Source organism: Sphingomonas sp. KC8 (assembly GCF_002151445.1).
Taxonomy (GTDB): domain Bacteria; phylum Pseudomonadota; class Alphaproteobacteria; order Sphingomonadales; family Sphingomonadaceae; genus Sphingomonas_E.
Map to the genome: position 1 here is coordinate 2,408,873 of NZ_CP016306.1, position 15,585 is coordinate 2,424,457.

Annotated in this window: 15 protein-coding genes; 10 read left to right on the top strand and 5 right to left on the bottom strand. The window is 64.0% G+C overall.

Annotation, left to right across the window (positions count from 1 at the left end; translation table 11 throughout):
* Positions 1 to 171: 171 nt before the first annotated feature.
* From KC8_RS11405 to KC8_RS11420, 4 genes are all read right to left on the bottom strand, one after another.
* Positions 172 to 1,575: a deoxyguanosinetriphosphate triphosphohydrolase family protein gene (locus tag KC8_RS11405; RefSeq protein ID WP_198360941.1), complete on the bottom strand. Its 1,404-nt coding sequence runs from the start codon at positions 1,573 to 1,575 to the stop codon at positions 172 to 174.
* Entirely contained in the window at positions 1,553 to 1,774 is a 222-nt protein-coding gene (locus tag KC8_RS11410) for a hypothetical protein (RefSeq protein WP_010126293.1), read from the bottom strand. The genes KC8_RS11405 and KC8_RS11410 overlap by 23 nt, the downstream gene beginning before the upstream one ends.
* 378 nt (positions 1,775 to 2,152) lie before the next feature.
* A complete protein-coding gene (locus tag KC8_RS11415; protein WP_010126294.1) occupies positions 2,153 to 2,827 on the bottom strand; it encodes a fumarylacetoacetate hydrolase family protein in 675 nt (224 codons plus the stop codon).
* A 21-nt stretch (positions 2,828 to 2,848) separates the two neighbouring features.
* On the bottom strand, positions 2,849 to 3,670 hold the full coding sequence (locus KC8_RS11420) for a sulfite exporter TauE/SafE family protein (RefSeq protein ID WP_037496437.1): 822 nt from the start codon (positions 3,668 to 3,670) through the stop codon (positions 2,849 to 2,851).
* 234 nt (positions 3,671 to 3,904) lie between these two features.
* Here KC8_RS11420 and KC8_RS11425 point away from each other — a divergent pair, with 234 nt between their 5' ends.
* From KC8_RS11425 to kynU, 3 genes are read left to right on the top strand one after another with little or no spacing between them, the layout of a single operon-like run.
* Positions 3,905 to 4,711 (top strand): aspartate dehydrogenase, encoded by an 807-nt coding sequence (locus KC8_RS11425; protein ID WP_232455523.1) that lies wholly within the window; start codon positions 3,905 to 3,907, stop codon positions 4,709 to 4,711.
* 18 nt (positions 4,712 to 4,729) lie between these two features.
* A complete protein-coding gene (locus tag KC8_RS11430) occupies positions 4,730 to 5,170 on the top strand; it encodes a VOC family protein (RefSeq protein WP_010126298.1) in 441 nt (146 codons plus the stop codon).
* 5 nt (positions 5,171 to 5,175) lie between these two features.
* Complete coding sequence (gene kynU, locus KC8_RS11435) at positions 5,176 to 6,438, top strand: kynureninase (protein WP_010126299.1); 1,263 nt, start codon at positions 5,176 to 5,178, stop codon at positions 6,436 to 6,438.
* An 18-nt stretch (positions 6,439 to 6,456) separates the two neighbouring features.
* Here the strand turns inward: kynU and KC8_RS11440 are convergent, their stop codons facing one another.
* Positions 6,457 to 7,425 carry a LysR family transcriptional regulator gene (locus tag KC8_RS11440; protein WP_010126300.1) on the bottom strand — a complete coding sequence of 323 codons (969 nt, stop codon included), beginning with the start codon at positions 7,423 to 7,425 and terminating at the stop codon, positions 6,457 to 6,459.
* 112 nt (positions 7,426 to 7,537) lie between these two features.
* On the opposite strand from KC8_RS11440, the gene KC8_RS11445 reads away from it, so the two are divergent.
* The 7 genes from KC8_RS11445 to KC8_RS11475 all read left to right on the top strand — a co-directional run bounded on the left by KC8_RS11445 (position 7,538) and on the right by KC8_RS11475 (position 15,580).
* Positions 7,538 to 9,016 carry a 2-hydroxymuconic semialdehyde dehydrogenase gene (locus KC8_RS11445; protein WP_010126301.1) on the top strand — a complete coding sequence of 493 codons (1,479 nt, stop codon included), beginning with the start codon at positions 7,538 to 7,540 and terminating at the stop codon, positions 9,014 to 9,016.
* Between the two features lie 17 nt (positions 9,017 to 9,033).
* Positions 9,034 to 9,825: a 2-keto-4-pentenoate hydratase gene (locus KC8_RS11450; RefSeq protein ID WP_029624642.1), complete on the top strand. Its 792-nt coding sequence runs from the start codon at positions 9,034 to 9,036 to the stop codon at positions 9,823 to 9,825.
* Positions 9,822 to 10,265: a RidA family protein gene (locus tag KC8_RS11455; RefSeq protein WP_010126305.1), complete on the top strand. Its 444-nt coding sequence runs from the start codon at positions 9,822 to 9,824 to the stop codon at positions 10,263 to 10,265. The genes KC8_RS11450 and KC8_RS11455 overlap by 4 nt, the downstream gene beginning before the upstream one ends.
* Entirely contained in the window at positions 10,266 to 10,787 is a 522-nt protein-coding gene (locus KC8_RS11460) for a 3-hydroxyanthranilate 3,4-dioxygenase (RefSeq protein ID WP_010126307.1), read from the top strand. It begins immediately after the preceding gene.
* Positions 10,788 to 10,797: 10 nt separating this feature from the next.
* A complete protein-coding gene (locus KC8_RS11465) occupies positions 10,798 to 11,826 on the top strand; it encodes an amidohydrolase family protein (RefSeq protein ID WP_010126309.1) in 1,029 nt (342 codons plus the stop codon).
* 212 nt (positions 11,827 to 12,038) lie between these two features.
* A complete protein-coding gene (gene ggt / locus KC8_RS11470) occupies positions 12,039 to 13,718 on the top strand; it encodes a gamma-glutamyltransferase (RefSeq protein ID WP_010126310.1) in 1,680 nt (559 codons plus the stop codon).
* A gap of 65 nt (positions 13,719 to 13,783) precedes the next feature.
* Complete coding sequence (locus KC8_RS11475; protein ID WP_010126312.1) at positions 13,784 to 15,580, top strand: AMP-dependent synthetase/ligase; 1,797 nt, start codon at positions 13,784 to 13,786, stop codon at positions 15,578 to 15,580.
* The last annotated feature ends 5 nt before the right edge of the window (positions 15,581 to 15,585 follow it).

The following is a 15,585-nucleotide window of genomic DNA, read 5'->3' on the forward strand; positions in this document are numbered from 1 at the left end:
GGCTTTCGTTCTGGGATCAATAAAAGGCATAGCTGGGCGCGATGATAATATCACTTTGGAATATCGCGCCCGGATTTTGCTATACGGCCCGGCCTGAACGCATTCGGAATCGAAAGGCAATGGCGGTCGTTTGATCGCTCTCCAAGGGCAACGCGAGCCCCATTGATGGTATCAGCGGACGATAGGGTCCAGCACCAAACCACTCTCGGAGCCGGTGAACCGCCCATGCAACTGATAGGCTTCGTTCTCGGTGAGCGAAGCAACGCAGTCTGCGGCCAACCGTGCAGGCTTGTCCTCGTGATTGTCTTCCCAGATGTATCGCAGCCGAGCTGGAAACAGCTTAAGATTACCGCACTTTCCTTCGTCGAGGAAGATTTTGAACAAGTCACGCACGATCTTCTTCTGACCGTACTGTTGAGCATGCAGCGCGGGAAGCCCGATGACATAGTGGCGGGCAAAGTGCTTCAACACCCTCACCTCGTCAGCGGCATCGGGCAGGATCGATACCGTTGGTCCGCCCCTATCCTTGGTGAGCGTTATCGCCCGGACATAGTTGCCAATCAACTGAGAGGTGAAGTTCCGCAACTGACGGCGCTGTTCCCTAGCACCGTTGTAGGCCTCCTTGGTCACGCTCGGAAACAGAACGAGCTTGCGCGTAACACGTTCCAGTGCGGCGGACAGCCGACGCGTGGCATCCGCCGGATGGCCAGGATCCTTCTTCCAAGCAGCCAATGCGCCCTGAACAATGCCGTCGCTCGCTTCACGGGAAACGACTTCGCTCCACGGTATGATACCGACGCGATGGAAATCCTCTAGATCGTGCACGGAATAGGCTATGTCATCTGCCCAATCCATCAGTTCCGCTTCCGCGGTCTTGAAGTCGCCAGTGCAGTGCTCGCGGGTCCAGCTGAATGCGCGCTCCTCAGAGACGTAAGCGGACCATTTCGACTTCTTCTTGTCGTGGTCTAGGTCGCGCAACCAAGGGTATTTCAGTGTTGCTGCAAGCGTAGCTCGCGTCAGATCAAGACCGGGGTTGTCCTTGCTGTACCGTACGGCAAGCTTGGTAAGGATTCGAAAAGTCTGCGCGTTGCCCTCATAGCCGTCGTCGGCCGCATCCTCATCATTACCACCGACGACCTTGGGATCTCGGACGATGCGATCGAGCTCGGTTTCGGCAGCATGTCCGAACGGCGGATGTCCAAGATCGTGAGCAAGGCACGCGGCCTCAACAACTTCCGCATCGAGACCGTGCAGGGTGGCCTCAGCCTCCTGCTCTCGGATACGATGCTCGGCCAGTCGGCGGCCTATCTGCGCAACTTTGTAGGTGTGCTGCTGGCGGGTATGGAAGATGTCGAGCTCACCAGCCCGGACGATCTGCGTGATGCCCGCCAGGCGGTGAAACGCGGAAGAATACAGAATGCGGTCGCGATCGCGCTCGAATGCTCTGCGCTGATCCTGCCCTAAAGCCGTCTCGTCACTGTAACATCGGCTAACACGCGCCGCATCCAGCGACGCCCCCCCACAACTGTCACTCAGCTCCCCCTCTTCGGCCTTATGCCGCGTGCGCGTACTCACGTTTGAGGGATACAACCATCCCTTCGCTGTTAAGCGAAATCCTGCCGCGCTCGATGGCGCGCTGGAGTGCTTCGATCACGCTCGACATGTCGTACCTACTGGTCAGAGCATCGATCAAATCCTGAGGATCGATACCATTGCCGCCCGCATCCGCAATCACGGCGAGAATTTCAGTGTCTTGTGGGTCCTTATCGGCCATGGATGCTCTCCATCTGGTTAGACCTCCCCGCTCTCACGCAAATCCGTCATGACATGATGAACGCCTAGGCACGCGAACGGCGCCGACTACCGTCGGCCGACGCCCAATCTGCCAAAACCTTCCACCCTGTCAAATTTAGCCGGCATTCGCATTGACGGCACGGTCACCGAATACGTCCGGGGAAGGGCATTACAGACGAACAGGAGAGTTTTGGGTGCGCGGCTCCCAAAAAAAAATTCTGGCGCCCCAGGCCCCATTTCCGGGCATTCCCGAGAGTATTTATTCCGACAACCTAAGAACCATTCGTTTAGCAGGGCGTGTACGCGTTCTACCGCACTCGCTTCAGCGCGTTGCGAAAAGCCAATCTGCCCCCGCGTCCTAAACGATCTCAACATCCAACGGCGCCAGCCCGTCGATCCGCGCCGCCAGATGGTTGCCGCGCACCACCGGCCCCACACCCGCCGGCGTGCCGGTGAAGATCAGGTCGCCCGGCAGCAGCTTCATATAGGTCGACAGTTCGGCGATGATCGCGGCCACCGGCCAGATCATGTCCGATATCCGCCCGCGCTGGCGTTCCGCACCATCCACCGTCAGGATGATCGCCGCATCGTCGATCGCGCCCGCATCCGCCGCCGGGGTGATCGCGGCGACCTGGGCTGCCCCATCAAAGCTTTTGCCCATGTCCCACGGACGGCGTTTGTCCTTGGCCGCCCCCTGCAAATCGCGCCGCGTCATATCCAAGCCGGCGGCGTAACCGAACACATGCGCCAACGCGGCATCGACAGCGATGTCCGCGCCGCCCAAGCCCAACGCCACGACCAGTTCGACCTCATGGTGCAGATCGGCGGTGCGCGGCGGATAAGGCAGTTGGCCGGAAATCGCGGGCAGGCAGCTCGCCGGTTTCATGAAGAAGAAGGGCGGTTCGGGCACCGCATCGCCCATTTCCCTGGCATGTTCGGCATAATTGCGGCCCACGCAAAAGATGCGGCCGACAGGGAAACGCCCACCGCCGACGATCGGCAGCATGGGCTGAAACACTGGTTCGATGATCATGCCTGTCACCTTTCATCTTTCTCAGCTCGTCGCGACCCGCCACGCCATACGCAGCGCGACGATCAGCAGGAAAATTCCGAATGCGATCCCTAAATGGCGCTTGGACAATTTATGCGCCAGCGCCGCGCCCCACGGCGCCGAAATCCACGTCATCGGCGCGATCAGCAGAAAGCCGATCCAGTTGACATAGCCAAGGCTGCCCATCGGCAAACGCGGATCGCCCCAGCCGCCGATGATATAGCCGATCGTGCCGGGAATGCTGATCAGCAGGCCGAACAACGCCGCCGTGCCCACCGCGCGGTGGATCGGGTAATTGACGAGCGTCAGGATCGGCACGCTCAACGTGCCGCCGCCAATCCCCATCATCGTCGATGTCGTGCCGATCGCCACCGGCATCGCCTGCGCGGCCAGCCCCCCCGGCACCGCCTTGGCGAGCGCGATATGATCGAGCGGCAACAGCATCTTCGCCGCGACCAGGAAGGCGACGGTGGCGAACACGCCCGACAGCACCACGCTTTGCACCTGCGACGCGACGACCGTGCCGAGTACCGCGCCCAGCAGGATCGCGATGCCCCATTTACGGGTCAGCTCGCCATCCACCGCGCCTTTCGCCTTGTGCGCGCGCGAGGATGAGATCGATGTCGGGATGATCGTCGCCAGCGACGTCGCCACCGCGACATGCATGCGGATCGCCGGATCGACGCCAAGGATGCCCAACGTCGTATCGAGGATCGGCACGACGATGATCCCGCCGCCCACACCCAGCAGCCCCGCGATCACCCCGCCGGCCAAACCGGTGGCCAGCATCGCCGCCGCCATCACTGCCAAGGACGAAACGTCCATCTTTGCCCCTCCTGCCTGATCCGCGACCGTTCGGGACCGCGCTGAGACGCCGCGCTAGCGCCCACAAGGCGACAGGAAACCTATAAAAACAGGTCTGAACTATATGCTTTGGGAATAGCGAAAGGAGCGCAGGCTATTCCATTTCGAAATATCATACCGCCGTTATTCTATATTTCTGTGATAATCGCCTGCCCTATGCTCCCCGCCATGATCCAGCAGGGAAAGTGTGTAAACGTGACACTCAAGGTAGGCATAGCGGGCTTCGGAACCATCGGCGCCGTCGTCGCGGCACGCCTGCACGAAGGCCTGCCCGGCCTGACGCTCGCGGCGATCTGTTCGGGCCGGCAGGACGTGGCCGAAGCGCGCGCCCGCGATCTGGGGCTGGCGGTTCCCATCGTCTCACCGGCGGACCTCGCCGAACGCTGCGACATCATCGTCGAATGCGCGCCGACCGCCGCCTTCATGGCCATCGCCGAACCGGCGCTTGCCGCCGGGCGCATTCTTGTCACCGTCAGCGGGGCGGCGATCCTCGACCATCCCGAAATCACCGATCGCGCCCGCGACGGCGGCGGCCAGATCATCCTGGCAACGGGCGCGCTGCTCGGCCTCGATGCCGTCCGCGCGGCGGCCGAAGGGCAGATCCATTCGGTCCGCATGGTCACGCGCAAGCCGCCGCGTTCGTTGCGCACGGCCAAGCATGTCGTGGAAAACGGCATCGCCCTCGATAGTCTTTCCGAACCGCTGCTGCTGTTTCGCGGCACCGCGCGCGAAGGCGCCCGCGCCTTTCCATCCAACGTCAATGTCGCGGCCGCGCTCGGCCTGGCCGGCATCGGCGCCGACCGCACCGAACTCGAAATCTGGGCGGATCCGACCAAAACCCGCAACACCCACCGCATCGACGTGGAATCGAACAGCGCCCGGCTGGGACTGGAAATCGAAAATATCCCGACCGACGAAAATCCCGGCACCGGCCGGATCACCGCGCTCAGCATGATCGCGGCTCTCCGCGGCATCACGACGCCCTTACGCGTCGGCACCTGAAATCCAGAAAGGACCATCATGCCCGTACATCTGAAACATGTCGCGATCGCCTCGGCCGATCCCGATAACGCCGCCAAATTCTTCGTCGACGTGCTCGGCTGGACGATCGCCGGCAGGGTCGATAGCCGCAATGCGCTGGGCTATTATGTCACCGACGGGACGATCAACATCGCTTTGCTCAACTTCAAGAACCGCCCTGCCGCGGGCCTGGAATTTGACGAAGGCTATACCGGCCTCCACCATCTCGGTTTTCAGTGCGACGATATCGAAGAGATTGTCGATCGCTTCGAAAACTCGGGCTTCGCGCCGCGCCACGACGTGAATATAGCGCAAGGGCTGGGGATGAACCCGGCCAAGGACAATGCGGAATATAAGATGACGGGGCCGGAGGGCGTGATGATCGACGTTTCCGAACGCGGCTGGGTGGGCACCGCCACCTTCAAGCCCAAGCCGGCCTGATCGCCATGGCCACCGCCCCTGCCTTGCCCGCCCATCTGTCGCGCGCCGCCGCTGTGGCAATGGACGCAGCCGATCCGCTTGGCCCCTTCATCGGCGAATTTACCCTGCCCGAAGGCGTGATCTACCTGAACGGCAATTCGCTCGGTCCCAGCCCCACGGCTGCGATCGCACGGCTGAACGAGGCCGCGATCGACGAATGGAGCAAGGGGCTGGTGACCAGCTGGAACCGCGCCGGCTGGTTCCAACTGCCCTATCGGCTGGGCGATCGCATCGCCGGGTTGATCGGGGCTGATCCCGGCGAAGTGGTGATGACCGACGGCACCAGCCTCAACCTGTTCCGCATGGTGGCCGCAGCCCTTGCGATGCGCCCCGACAGACGGGTGATCGTGATGGAAGGATCGAACTTCCCGACCGACAATTATGTCATCCAGGGGCTGATCGAAACGCTGGGGCGCGGCCATGTCATCCGCTTTGCGGAAAAGGCCGAAATCACCGCCGCGATCACCGATGATGTCGCCGCCGTCGTGCTGACGCAGGTCCATTATAAGAGCGCGCATATCCTCGATATGGCCGCGATCAGCGCGCAGGCGCGGGCGGTGGGCGCGCTAACCGTCTGGGATCTGTGCCACAGCGCCGGCGCGATGCCGGTTGATCTGAACGGCTGCGGCGTCGATTTCGCGGTCGGCTGCACCTACAAATATCTGAACGGCGGGCCGGGCAGCCCCGGTTTCCAGTTCGCCGCCGCGCGCCATCAGGCCGATATGGTCCAGCCGCTCACCGGCTGGTGGGGCCATGCCGCCCCCTTCGCGTTCGACCGCGATTATGCCCCGGCCACGGGCATCGGCCGGATGCTCACCGGCACGCAGCCGATCCTCAGCATGATCGCCGCCGAAGCCGGGATCGACATCGCCGCGCGGGCGGGCCTTTCCGCCACCCGCGCCAAATCCCGTGCGCTGGGCGAATTGTTTCAGGCGCTGGTCGCAGCGCGCCTCGGCGATGCCGGCTTCGGCCTCGGCAGCCCGGCCGACGCCGGCAATCGCGGCGGGCATATCGCGTTCGAACATGCCCATGGCTATCCGATCATGAAGGCGCTGATCAGCAAAGGCGTGATCGGCGATTTCCGCGCGCCGACCACGATCCGCTTCGGCTTCTCACCGCTCTATCTGCGTTACGCCGATATCTGGGATGCGGTGGACGTGCTGCACGCGATCATGACGACCGGCCTGTGGCAGGATCCGGCCTTCGCAGCGGTCGACGCCGTTACCTGATCGCCCAAAGGTGCGCGTTTACGCCCCGCCCGCATGGCTGGCCACGCTTTCCGCGGCAATCCGCTTCACCACCGCGAGGAAGTAATTGGTTGCCGGCGAACGATCCGCGCCATGGCGCAACGTCACCCCGATCGCGCCATAACCGATATCGAAATTGGTCGGCAGGCGCACCAGATCGGGCTGCGCATCCACCACCTGATAGGGCAGCGCCGCCACCATGTCGCTGTCCTTCAGCAAGGTGAAATTGGCCAGGATCGATACCGATTCCACCGCCCGCACCGGCAGTTCCAGCTTGGCCTTGCGGAAACTTTCCTCCAGCTGGCGGCGCAGCGATGTTTCGGGCGGCGGCATGATCCAGTCATGCCCCTGCAGGTCGGCCAGCTTGACGACGGGCAGTTCGGTCAGCGGATGGCCCTTGCGTACGACGATCGATACCGGTTCGTCATACAGCACCTCCTGCACCAGCCCTTCGCGTTCGCGATATTCGGGCAGGCGGCCGACGACGAGATCAAGGTCGCCCACCCGCAGCATCGGCATCAGTTTGTCGTTGGTGCCTTCGACCACCGAAACCGTGATCCCCGGCCGTTCGCGTTTCAGCGCGACGATGCTGCGCGGCAGCAGGCTGGGCGCGGCGGCCAGCAAGGTGCCCACCGCGATCTTGCCGGTCGTGCCTTCGCGCAGCGACAGCATCTCCTCGCTCGCGTGGCGCACCTGCGCCAGGATCAGCTTGGCGTGGCGGATGATGACATCGCCATACAAGGTCGGCGTCACCCCGCGCGACGATCGTTCGAACAGTTGCATCCCCAGGGTCGCTTCCAGATCGCGAATCATCTTGGTCGCCGCCGGCTGCGCCACATTGAGCAGGGTGGCGGCGCGCAGGATGTTGCGCTGTTCGCCCACGGTAATCAGCAATTTCAGCTGCCTGAGCTTCAGCCGCGCCAGCAGCCGATTTTCCACGACCTGCGATGCCCTGTCCCCGCCTGCCATGTCCGTCCTATCACTTTAGAGTTATATGTAAGCCTCAAAATATTATTTTCGCATTATAGGTGCAATCCATAGTTTCGGCCTCTCGACGATGCACCCCATGGCTGGAATCCCAATGCCGCAGACGCCTTACCCCTTCGCCGGACGCACGCTTCCAAACTATGTCGACGGCGCGTTTGTCAGCGGCGCGGAACGGTTCCCGGTCATCAACCCGGTCAATGGCAAAGTGCTGGCCGATGTGGCGCTCGCCGATCGCGCGACGGTGGACGCCGCCGTCTGCGCTGCCCGCCGCGCACTGAAAGGCCCGTGGGGGCGGATGAGCCTGGCCGATCGCACCGCCCTGCTGGTCAAGGTCGCCGATGCGATCGAGGCGCGGTTCGACGATTTCGTCGCCGCCGAGATCGCCGACACCGGCAAGTCGCTGCTGCAGGCCACCAAAACCGATATTCCGCGCGGCGCCGCCAATTTTCGCAGCTTTGCCGCTTTGGCCCAGGCCCGCGCCACGCAATGCTTCGAAAGCGACACGGCCGACGGGCTGGGTGCGATCAACTACAGCATCGCGCGGCCGCTGGGCGTCGTCGCGATCGTCTCGCCATGGAATCTGCCGCTGCTGCTGCTGACGTGGAAGGTCGCCCCCGCGCTTGCGTGCGGCAACACCGTCGTCGCCAAGCCATCGGAAGAAACCCCGTCGACCGCGACCTTGCTCGCCGAGGTGATGGATCAGGTCGGCATGCCGGCGGGCGTGTTCAATCTCGTCCACGGGTTCGGCGGCCATTCCACCGGCGAATGGCTGGTCAGCCACCCGCACATCGACGCGATCACCTTCACCGGCGAATCCGCCACGGGGTCCGCGATCATGCGCGGGGCGGCCGCCGACGTAAAACCGATCTCGTTCGAACTGGGCGGCAAGAACGCCGCGATCATTTTCGAAGATGCCGATTTCGACGCCGCGATCGCCGGCACGATGCGTTCGGTCTTTTCCAATTGCGGGCAGGTGTGCCTCTGTTCGGAACGGGTCTATGTCGCGCGGCCGATCTTCGATCGCTTCGTCGCCGAACTGGCGATCCGTGCCAAAGCGCTCAAGATCGGCGATCCGTTCGACGGCGCTGACATGGGACCGCTGATTTCCGCACAGCACCGCGAAAAGGTGCTCGGCTATTATCGCCTCGCCGCCGAAGAAGGGGCCACCATCGTCACCGGCGGCGGCGTGCCGCATTTCGGCAATGATCTCGATCGGGGCAGCTTCGTCGAACCGACGATCCTGACCGGCCTGTCCGATGATGCCCGCTGCGTGCGCGAGGAGATTTTCGGCCCCGTCTGCCACATCGCCCCGTTCGACGACGAAGCCGAGGTGATCGAGCGCGCCAATGATTCGCGCTACGGCCTGGCCGCCGCCGTCTGGACGAACGACGTGAAACGCGCCCACCGCGTCGCCCGCCAGCTCGAAGTGGGGGTCGTCTGGGTCAACGACTGGTTCCTGCGCGATCTGCGCACGCCGTTCGGCGGGGTCAAATTGTCGGGCATCGGCCGCGAGGGGGGCGAGCATTCGCTCGCTTTCTATTCCGAACCGATGAACATCTGCATCAAGCTGTGATCGTTGGGCAAACCATCATGACGAACAACCAACCCGATCTCGACCGCATCGCCGCCCGGCTGGATGCTGCGGCCACCGCCGCCCGCGCGACCGGCCAGATCACGGCCGATCACCCTGATTTCACCCTGGACGATGCCTATGACGTCCAGCGCCGCCTGATCGATCATCGTGTCGCACGCGGTGAAGCGATCGTCGGCGTGAAAATGGGTTTCACCAGCCGCGCCAAGATGGAACAGATGGGCGTGTCCGATCTCATCTGGGGCCGGCTGACCGATGCGATGCAGATCGCCGACGGCGGCACGCTGGCGATGGATCGCTTCATCCATCCCCGGATCGAACCCGAAATCGCCTTCCGCCTGAAAAAGCCGCTCGCCGGCCATGTCACCCTGGACGAAGCGTTCGCCGCGATCGATGCGATCGCCCCGGCGATGGAAATCATCGACAGCCGCTACGCCGATTTCCGCTTCGCGCTGAACGATGTGGTGGCCGACAATTCCTCCTCCTCGGCCTTTGTCATCGGCCAGTGGCAGGTGCCGCTCGCCGACCTGTCCGATCTCGTCATGGTGATGAATTTCGACGGCGAACCGGTGCAATCGGGGTCCACTGCCGCGATTCTGGGCAATCCGGTGCAATCCCTGGTCGAAGCCGCCCGGCTCGCGGCTTTGTCCGGGCTGACGCTGGAACCGGGCTGGATCATCCTGTGCGGGGCTGCCACCTCGGCCGAAGCGCTGCACCCCGGCGTCCATGTCCGGCTCGATGCCGAAGCGATCGGCCGCGTCGAACTGCATGTCGCGGGAAAAGCGGCATGACCGATGGCCGCGTCATCCCCGGAAAGGCCGTGCCGCGCGGCGCCTTTCCCCATTATCGCCGCGCCGGCGATTTCCTTTTCGTATCGGGCACCAGCTCGCGCCGCGCCGACAACAGCTTTGCCGGGGTCGAGGTGGATGGCTTCGGCGCGACCACGCTCGATATCCACGCCCAGACCCGCGCGGTGATCGCCAACATCGCCGATATCCTGGCCGATGCCGGCGCCGGCCTTGGCGATATCGTCGACCTGTCCGTTTTTCTGGTGAACATGAACGACTTCAAGGGGTTCAACGAAACCTACGCCGAATATTTCGGCGTGGACGGGCCGACGCGGACCACCGTTGCGGTCCACCAGCTGCCCCACCCCCATCTCCTGATCGAAATCAAGGCAACCGCCTTTGCGCCCCGCGCGCACGGGCAAGACCGCAGCAAGGCGCGCTAGATGCTGACATATGGCCCCCCCTTCAATTTCCAGGCGTGGATCGACGAACATCGCGATCTTTTGAAGCCGCCCGTCGGCAACGCCCAGATCTGGCAGAATAGCGATTTCATCGTCACGGTGGTCGGCGGGCCGAACGCCCGCACCGATTATCATGTCGATCCGTTCGAAGAGTTTTTCTACCAGTTGAAGGGCGATATGGTGTTGCGCCTGTGGGGCGCGAACGGGCCGGAAGATTTGGCCATTCGCGAAGGCGAAATCTTCCTGCTGCCGCCCCATGTGCCGCATTCGCCGCAGCGCCCGGTGCCCGGCAGCGTCGGCCTCGTCATCGAACGGCAGCGCCCGGCCGGCAGCCTCGATGCGTTCCAATGGTATTGCGGCGCCTGCGGCACGATCGTGCACCGCGTCGAAGTCCAGCTGAAAAGCATCGTCGCCGATCTGCCCCCGCTCTTCGCCGCGTTCTACGCGGACGAAGCATTGCGCACCTGCGGCGGTTGCGGCGCCGTCCATCCCGGTAAGGCGTGAAGAGAAAATCATGACATTTTCGGTTGATATCCACAGCCACTTCCTGCCCGAACAATGGCCCGATCTCGAAGCGCGCTTCGGCACGCCCGATTGGCCGTGGATGAAGCAGCTGGGCGGCGGCAAGGCGATGCTGATGGTCGGCGATCGTGAGTTCCGCCCGGTGCTCGACGATTGCTGGAATGGCGCGCGGCGCATCGCGGCGATGGACGAACATGGCATCGACGTGCAGGTGATGTCCGCCACGCCCCTGCTGTTCGCTTATGGCCGCCCGCCCGAACAGGCCCGCGAAGTCGCCCGGCTGTTCAACAGCGCGGCGCGTGACATCTGCGCGCACGATCCGGCGCGCCTCAAATCGCTGTGCCAGGTGCCGTTGCAGGATACGGACGCGGCCTGCGCCGAACTCGATATCGCGATGGCCGAAGGGCATATCGGCGTGCAGATCGGCAACCATGTCGGCGATCGCAATCTCGACGATGCCGGCATCCTCACCTTCCTCCACCATTGCGCCGATGTTGGGGCTGCGGTGCTGATCCACCCGTGGGACATGATGGCGCAGCAGCGCATGCCCAAATATATGCTGTCGTGGCTGGTCGGCATGCCGGCCGAAACCCAGCTTTCGATCCTGTCGCTGATCTTGTCGGGTGCGTTTGAAAAACTGCCGCGCTCGCTGCGGCTATGCTTTGCCCATGGCGGCGGCAGCTTCGCCTTTCTGCTCGGGCGGGTCGATAATGCGTGGCGCAACCGCGATATCGTCCGTGTCGATTGCCCCCGGCTGCCCTCCTCCTACACCGATCGCTTCTACGTCGATTCAGCCGTGTTCAACGAAGATGCGCTGGCGATGCTGATCAAGGTGATGGGCGAGGATCGCGTCGTGCTGGGGTCCGATTATCCCTTCCCCTTGGGCGAACAGGTCGTCGGCCAGATGATCCGCGAGGATGAAGGCCTAAGCCCCGGCCTGCGCCGAAAACTGATGGGCGCGAATGCCGCCCGCTTCCTCAACCTTCCCGACGAACTGGGTGGACGCGCCAACGCGGCGTAAGGGGCCTGTCCTACAAAAGCCCCGCCCGGCTATGGTCAGGCGATGCCTGCCGCAACGCCCAGGGACAACCGGAACGCTGCCGATCCTGCGGCACATGATGGCCGCAGCCGGTCTCTGGGAAAACAGCCTGGCAATCCTCAACTTCCTCAACTTAACCTCCACTGGGCCGGCGGCGGTTCCGTGGCGGGGCAAACCGGGCTAGGGTCCGGGGCATGATCGTCCGCATCCTGCTCCTCCTCGCTTTGCTCATCGCTCCCCTCACCGCGCCGACCGCAGCGTCCGCCGCTGGCGGCGTGGTTTCCGCCGCCGATCCACGCGCGGCCGAAGCGGGGCGCGAAATGCTCCGCGCGGGGGGCAGCGCGACGGATGCGGCGATGGCGATGATGCTCGCTTTGTCGGTGGTCGAACCACAATCGTCGGGCATTGGCGGCGGCGGTCTCCTCGTCCACCATGACGGCAAGACGGGCGCGATCGCCACGATCGACGGGCGCGAGGCCGCTCCCGCTGCCGCAACCCCCGGTCGCTTCACCGTCGATGGCCAGCCAATGTCCTATCGCGATGCGTTCCAGGGCGGTCATTCGGTCGGTATACCCGGCAATATCCGGCTGATGGCCGATGCCCATCGCCAATGGGGCAAGCTGCCCTGGGCCAGATTGTTCGAACCCGCGATCCGGCTGGCCGACCAGGGCTATGCCGTCACCCCCCGGCTGCACAACGCGCTCAAAATGGTCGCGCCCCTGTGGGATGCCTTCCCCGATATCCGCGCGATCTACTGGCAGGATGGCAAGCCCGCCGCCGTCGGCGCCACCATTCGCAACCCGGCGCTCGCCAAATTGCTGCGCGATGTCGCCGCCAGTGGCCCCGATGCCTTTTATGCCGGCGAACATGGCGCCGCGATCGCCGCCGCCGTCACCGCCGCACCGCGCAACCCCGCGCCGCTCACGCTCGCCGATCTCGCTTCGTATCAGGCCAAGGACCGCCCCGCCGTCTGCGGCAACTATCGCCGCTATCGCGTCTGCGGCATGGGGCCGCCTTCGTCGGGCGCCACAACGATCCTGCAGATGCTGGGGATGATCGAACGGTTCGATATCGGCCGCCTCGGCAAGGACAGCCCCGAAGCCTGGCACCTGATCGGCGAAGCGATGCAGCTCGCTTATGCCGATCGCGAAAAATATCTCGGCGATGTGGATTTCGTCGCCGTGCCGCTCGCCGGGTTGGTTGACCGCGATTATCTGGCCCGACGCTCCGCGCTGATTTCGCCGGCGCGGTCGCTGGCAGTCTATGAAGCCGGTACCCCGCCGGGGGCCGAACCGCGCACCGCCGCCATTTCGGGCGAGCGCGCCGGCACCACCCATTTCGTCGCCGTCGATGGCGCGGGCGATGTCGTGTCGATGACGTCCACGGTGGAAGGGCCGTTCGGCAGCCAGCTCGTCGCCAGCGGCATGGTGCTCAACAACGAACTGACCGATTTCACCTTCGCGCCCGAAAAGGATGGCGCGCCCGTCGCCAACCGGGTCGAAGCCGGCAAGCGGCCGCTGTCGTCCATGTCGCCGACGATCGTCTATGGCCCCGATGGCAAGGTCGTCCTCGCCATCGGATCGGCCGGCGGCAAGCGGATCATCATGCATGTGATGAAGGCGCTGGTCGGCGTGATCGATTGGAAACTGCCCGCCGCCGACGCGATGGCGCTGCCCAACATCTATTTCGGCGGCGGATCGCTGCTGGTCGAACAGGGCACCAGCCTCGATGCGATGCGCCCCGCGCTCGAACGGCTTGGCCAGCCGGTGACGGCGGCTGATCTGCCGTCGAAACTGAACGCCGTCGAACGCACGGCAAAAGGCTGGCGCGGCGCCGCCGATCCGCGCAGCGAAGGCGTGGCGCTGGCGGAATGATCGCAGGCGACGCCCCCGCCAATCCCCGTTACACATAAGGAAAAATGGCAAACCCCGGAGAGCCGATGCGCACGCTGGAACATTTCCCGAACCTCGTGACGATGTTCTTCACCCGCGCCCGCGAGCGCGGCGGCGCCCCATTTTTGTGGGCCAAACGCGACGGAACATGGACACCGACAAGCTGGACGGAAGCCGCGCAACAGATTGCCTCGCTGTCCGCCGCGCTCAAGGCGCAAGGGCTGAAGCGCGGCGACCGGGTGATGCTGGTGTCCGAAAATCGCCCCGAATGGTGCATCGCCGATCTGGCGATCATGGCCGCCGGGCTGGTGACGGTGCCCACCTACACCACCAACACCGAACGCGATCACGCCCATATCCTGGAAAATAGCGGCGCGCGCGCGGTGATCGTATCGACGGCGAAACTGGCCAGGACGCTGATGCCGGCGGTCATGCGCTCCAGCAACTGCCACCACGTCATCGGCATCGAACCGCTGCGCATCGGCCAGGCCGGCGACACCAGCTTTCACGACTGGGCCACCCTGATCGCCGCGCATCCGGCGGATATTGCAGAGGCCGAAGCCGCCGCCGATTTCCAGCGCGAAGACCTCGCCTGCATCATCTACACATCGGGCACCGGCGGCAGCCCGCGCGGCGTGCGCCAGCATCATGGTGCGATCCTGCACAATGTCGCGGGATGCACGACGATCATCTCCGAAGATTTCGGCTGGGATGACGAAGTGTTCCTGTCCTTCCTGCCTTTGTCCCACGCCTATGAACATAGCGGCGGCCAGCATTTTCCGATCGGGCTGGGCGCGCAGATCTATTATTCGGAAGGGCTGGAAAAGCTGGCCGCCAATATCGAAGAGGTGCGCCCGACGATCATGGTCGTCGTCCCCCGCCTGTTCGAAGTGCTGCGCGCCCGCGTGCTCAAATCGGTCGAAAAGCAGGGCCGCGTCGCCCAATATCTGATGCGCCGGGCGCTCGTGATCGGGCAAAAGGATTATGCCGGCCGGATGCCCCTATGGGACTGGCCGATGGAAATGATCCTGCGCCGCACCCTGAAACCCAAGGTCGGCCAGCGGTTCGGCGGGCGAATGAAGGCGATGGTTTCGGGCGGCGCACCGCTCAACCCCGAAGTCGGCCTGTTCTTCCACTCGCTCGGCCTCACCTTCCTCCAGGGCTATGGCCAGACGGAGGCCGCACCCGTCATTTCGTGCAACCGCCCGTCCGCCGGCATCAAGATGGATACGGTCGGCCCGCCGCTGCCGGGCGTCGAGGTGCGGATCGCCGACGATGGCGAAATCCTCGTCCGCGGCGAACTCGTCATGCACGGCTATTGGCGCAATGAAGAAGAAACCGCGCGCGTGCTGCGCGATGGCTGGCTGCACACCGGCGATGTCGGCCATATCGACGCCAGGGGCCGGATCGTCATCACCGATCGCAAGAAGGACATCATCGTCAACGACAAGGGCGACAATGTCGCACCCCAGAAGGTCGAAGGGATGCTGACGCTGGAGCCGGAAATCCTCCAGGCGATGATCGCCGGCGACAGGCGGCCCCACATCGTTGGCCTGATCGTGCCCGATCCCGAATGGGCGCGCGAATGGGCCGGGGCCGAAGGGGTGGCTTATGATCCGGCCGCGCTGCGGGCCGATCCGCGTTTCCAGAAGGCGCTGATGGCCGCGGTCGACCGGGTCAACACCAGCCTGTCGGTGATCGAAAAGGTGCGCCGCATCCTGATCGCCGACGAACCCTTCACCATCGAAAACGAAATGCTTACGCCCTCGCTCAAGATCCGCCGCCACATCATCCGCCGCGCTTATGGCGAACGGCTCGACGCACTCTATCCGCCTGCGAAATGAATGTC

What these genes read in the sequence shown, in the direction of transcription:
- KC8_RS11440 (WP_010126300.1), bottom strand. Translation starts at nt 7,425, where the DNA reads ATGGCAGGCGGGGACAGGGCATCGCAGGTCGTGGAAAATCGGCTGCTG.
- ggt (WP_010126310.1), top strand. Translation starts at nt 12,039, where the DNA reads ATGATCGTCCGCATCCTGCTCCTCCTCGCTTTGCTCATCGCTCCCCTC.
- KC8_RS11460 (WP_010126307.1), top strand. Translation starts at nt 10,266, where the DNA reads ATGCTGACATATGGCCCCCCCTTCAATTTCCAGGCGTGGATCGACGAA.
- KC8_RS11465 (WP_010126309.1), top strand. Translation starts at nt 10,798, where the DNA reads ATGACATTTTCGGTTGATATCCACAGCCACTTCCTGCCCGAACAATGG.
- KC8_RS11450 (WP_029624642.1), top strand. Translation starts at nt 9,034, where the DNA reads ATGACGAACAACCAACCCGATCTCGACCGCATCGCCGCCCGGCTGGAT.
- KC8_RS11430 (WP_010126298.1), top strand. Translation starts at nt 4,730, where the DNA reads ATGCCCGTACATCTGAAACATGTCGCGATCGCCTCGGCCGATCCCGAT.
- KC8_RS11475 (WP_010126312.1), top strand. Translation starts at nt 13,784, where the DNA reads ATGCGCACGCTGGAACATTTCCCGAACCTCGTGACGATGTTCTTCACC.
- kynU (WP_010126299.1), top strand. Translation starts at nt 5,176, where the DNA reads ATGGCCACCGCCCCTGCCTTGCCCGCCCATCTGTCGCGCGCCGCCGCT.
- KC8_RS11445 (WP_010126301.1), top strand. Translation starts at nt 7,538, where the DNA reads ATGCCGCAGACGCCTTACCCCTTCGCCGGACGCACGCTTCCAAACTAT.
- KC8_RS11415 (WP_010126294.1), bottom strand. Translation starts at nt 2,827, where the DNA reads ATGATCATCGAACCAGTGTTTCAGCCCATGCTGCCGATCGTCGGCGGT.
- KC8_RS11455 (WP_010126305.1), top strand. Translation starts at nt 9,822, where the DNA reads ATGACCGATGGCCGCGTCATCCCCGGAAAGGCCGTGCCGCGCGGCGCC.
- KC8_RS11410 (WP_010126293.1), bottom strand. Translation starts at nt 1,774, where the DNA reads ATGGCCGATAAGGACCCACAAGACACTGAAATTCTCGCCGTGATTGCG.
- KC8_RS11420 (WP_037496437.1), bottom strand. Translation starts at nt 3,670, where the DNA reads ATGGACGTTTCGTCCTTGGCAGTGATGGCGGCGGCGATGCTGGCCACC.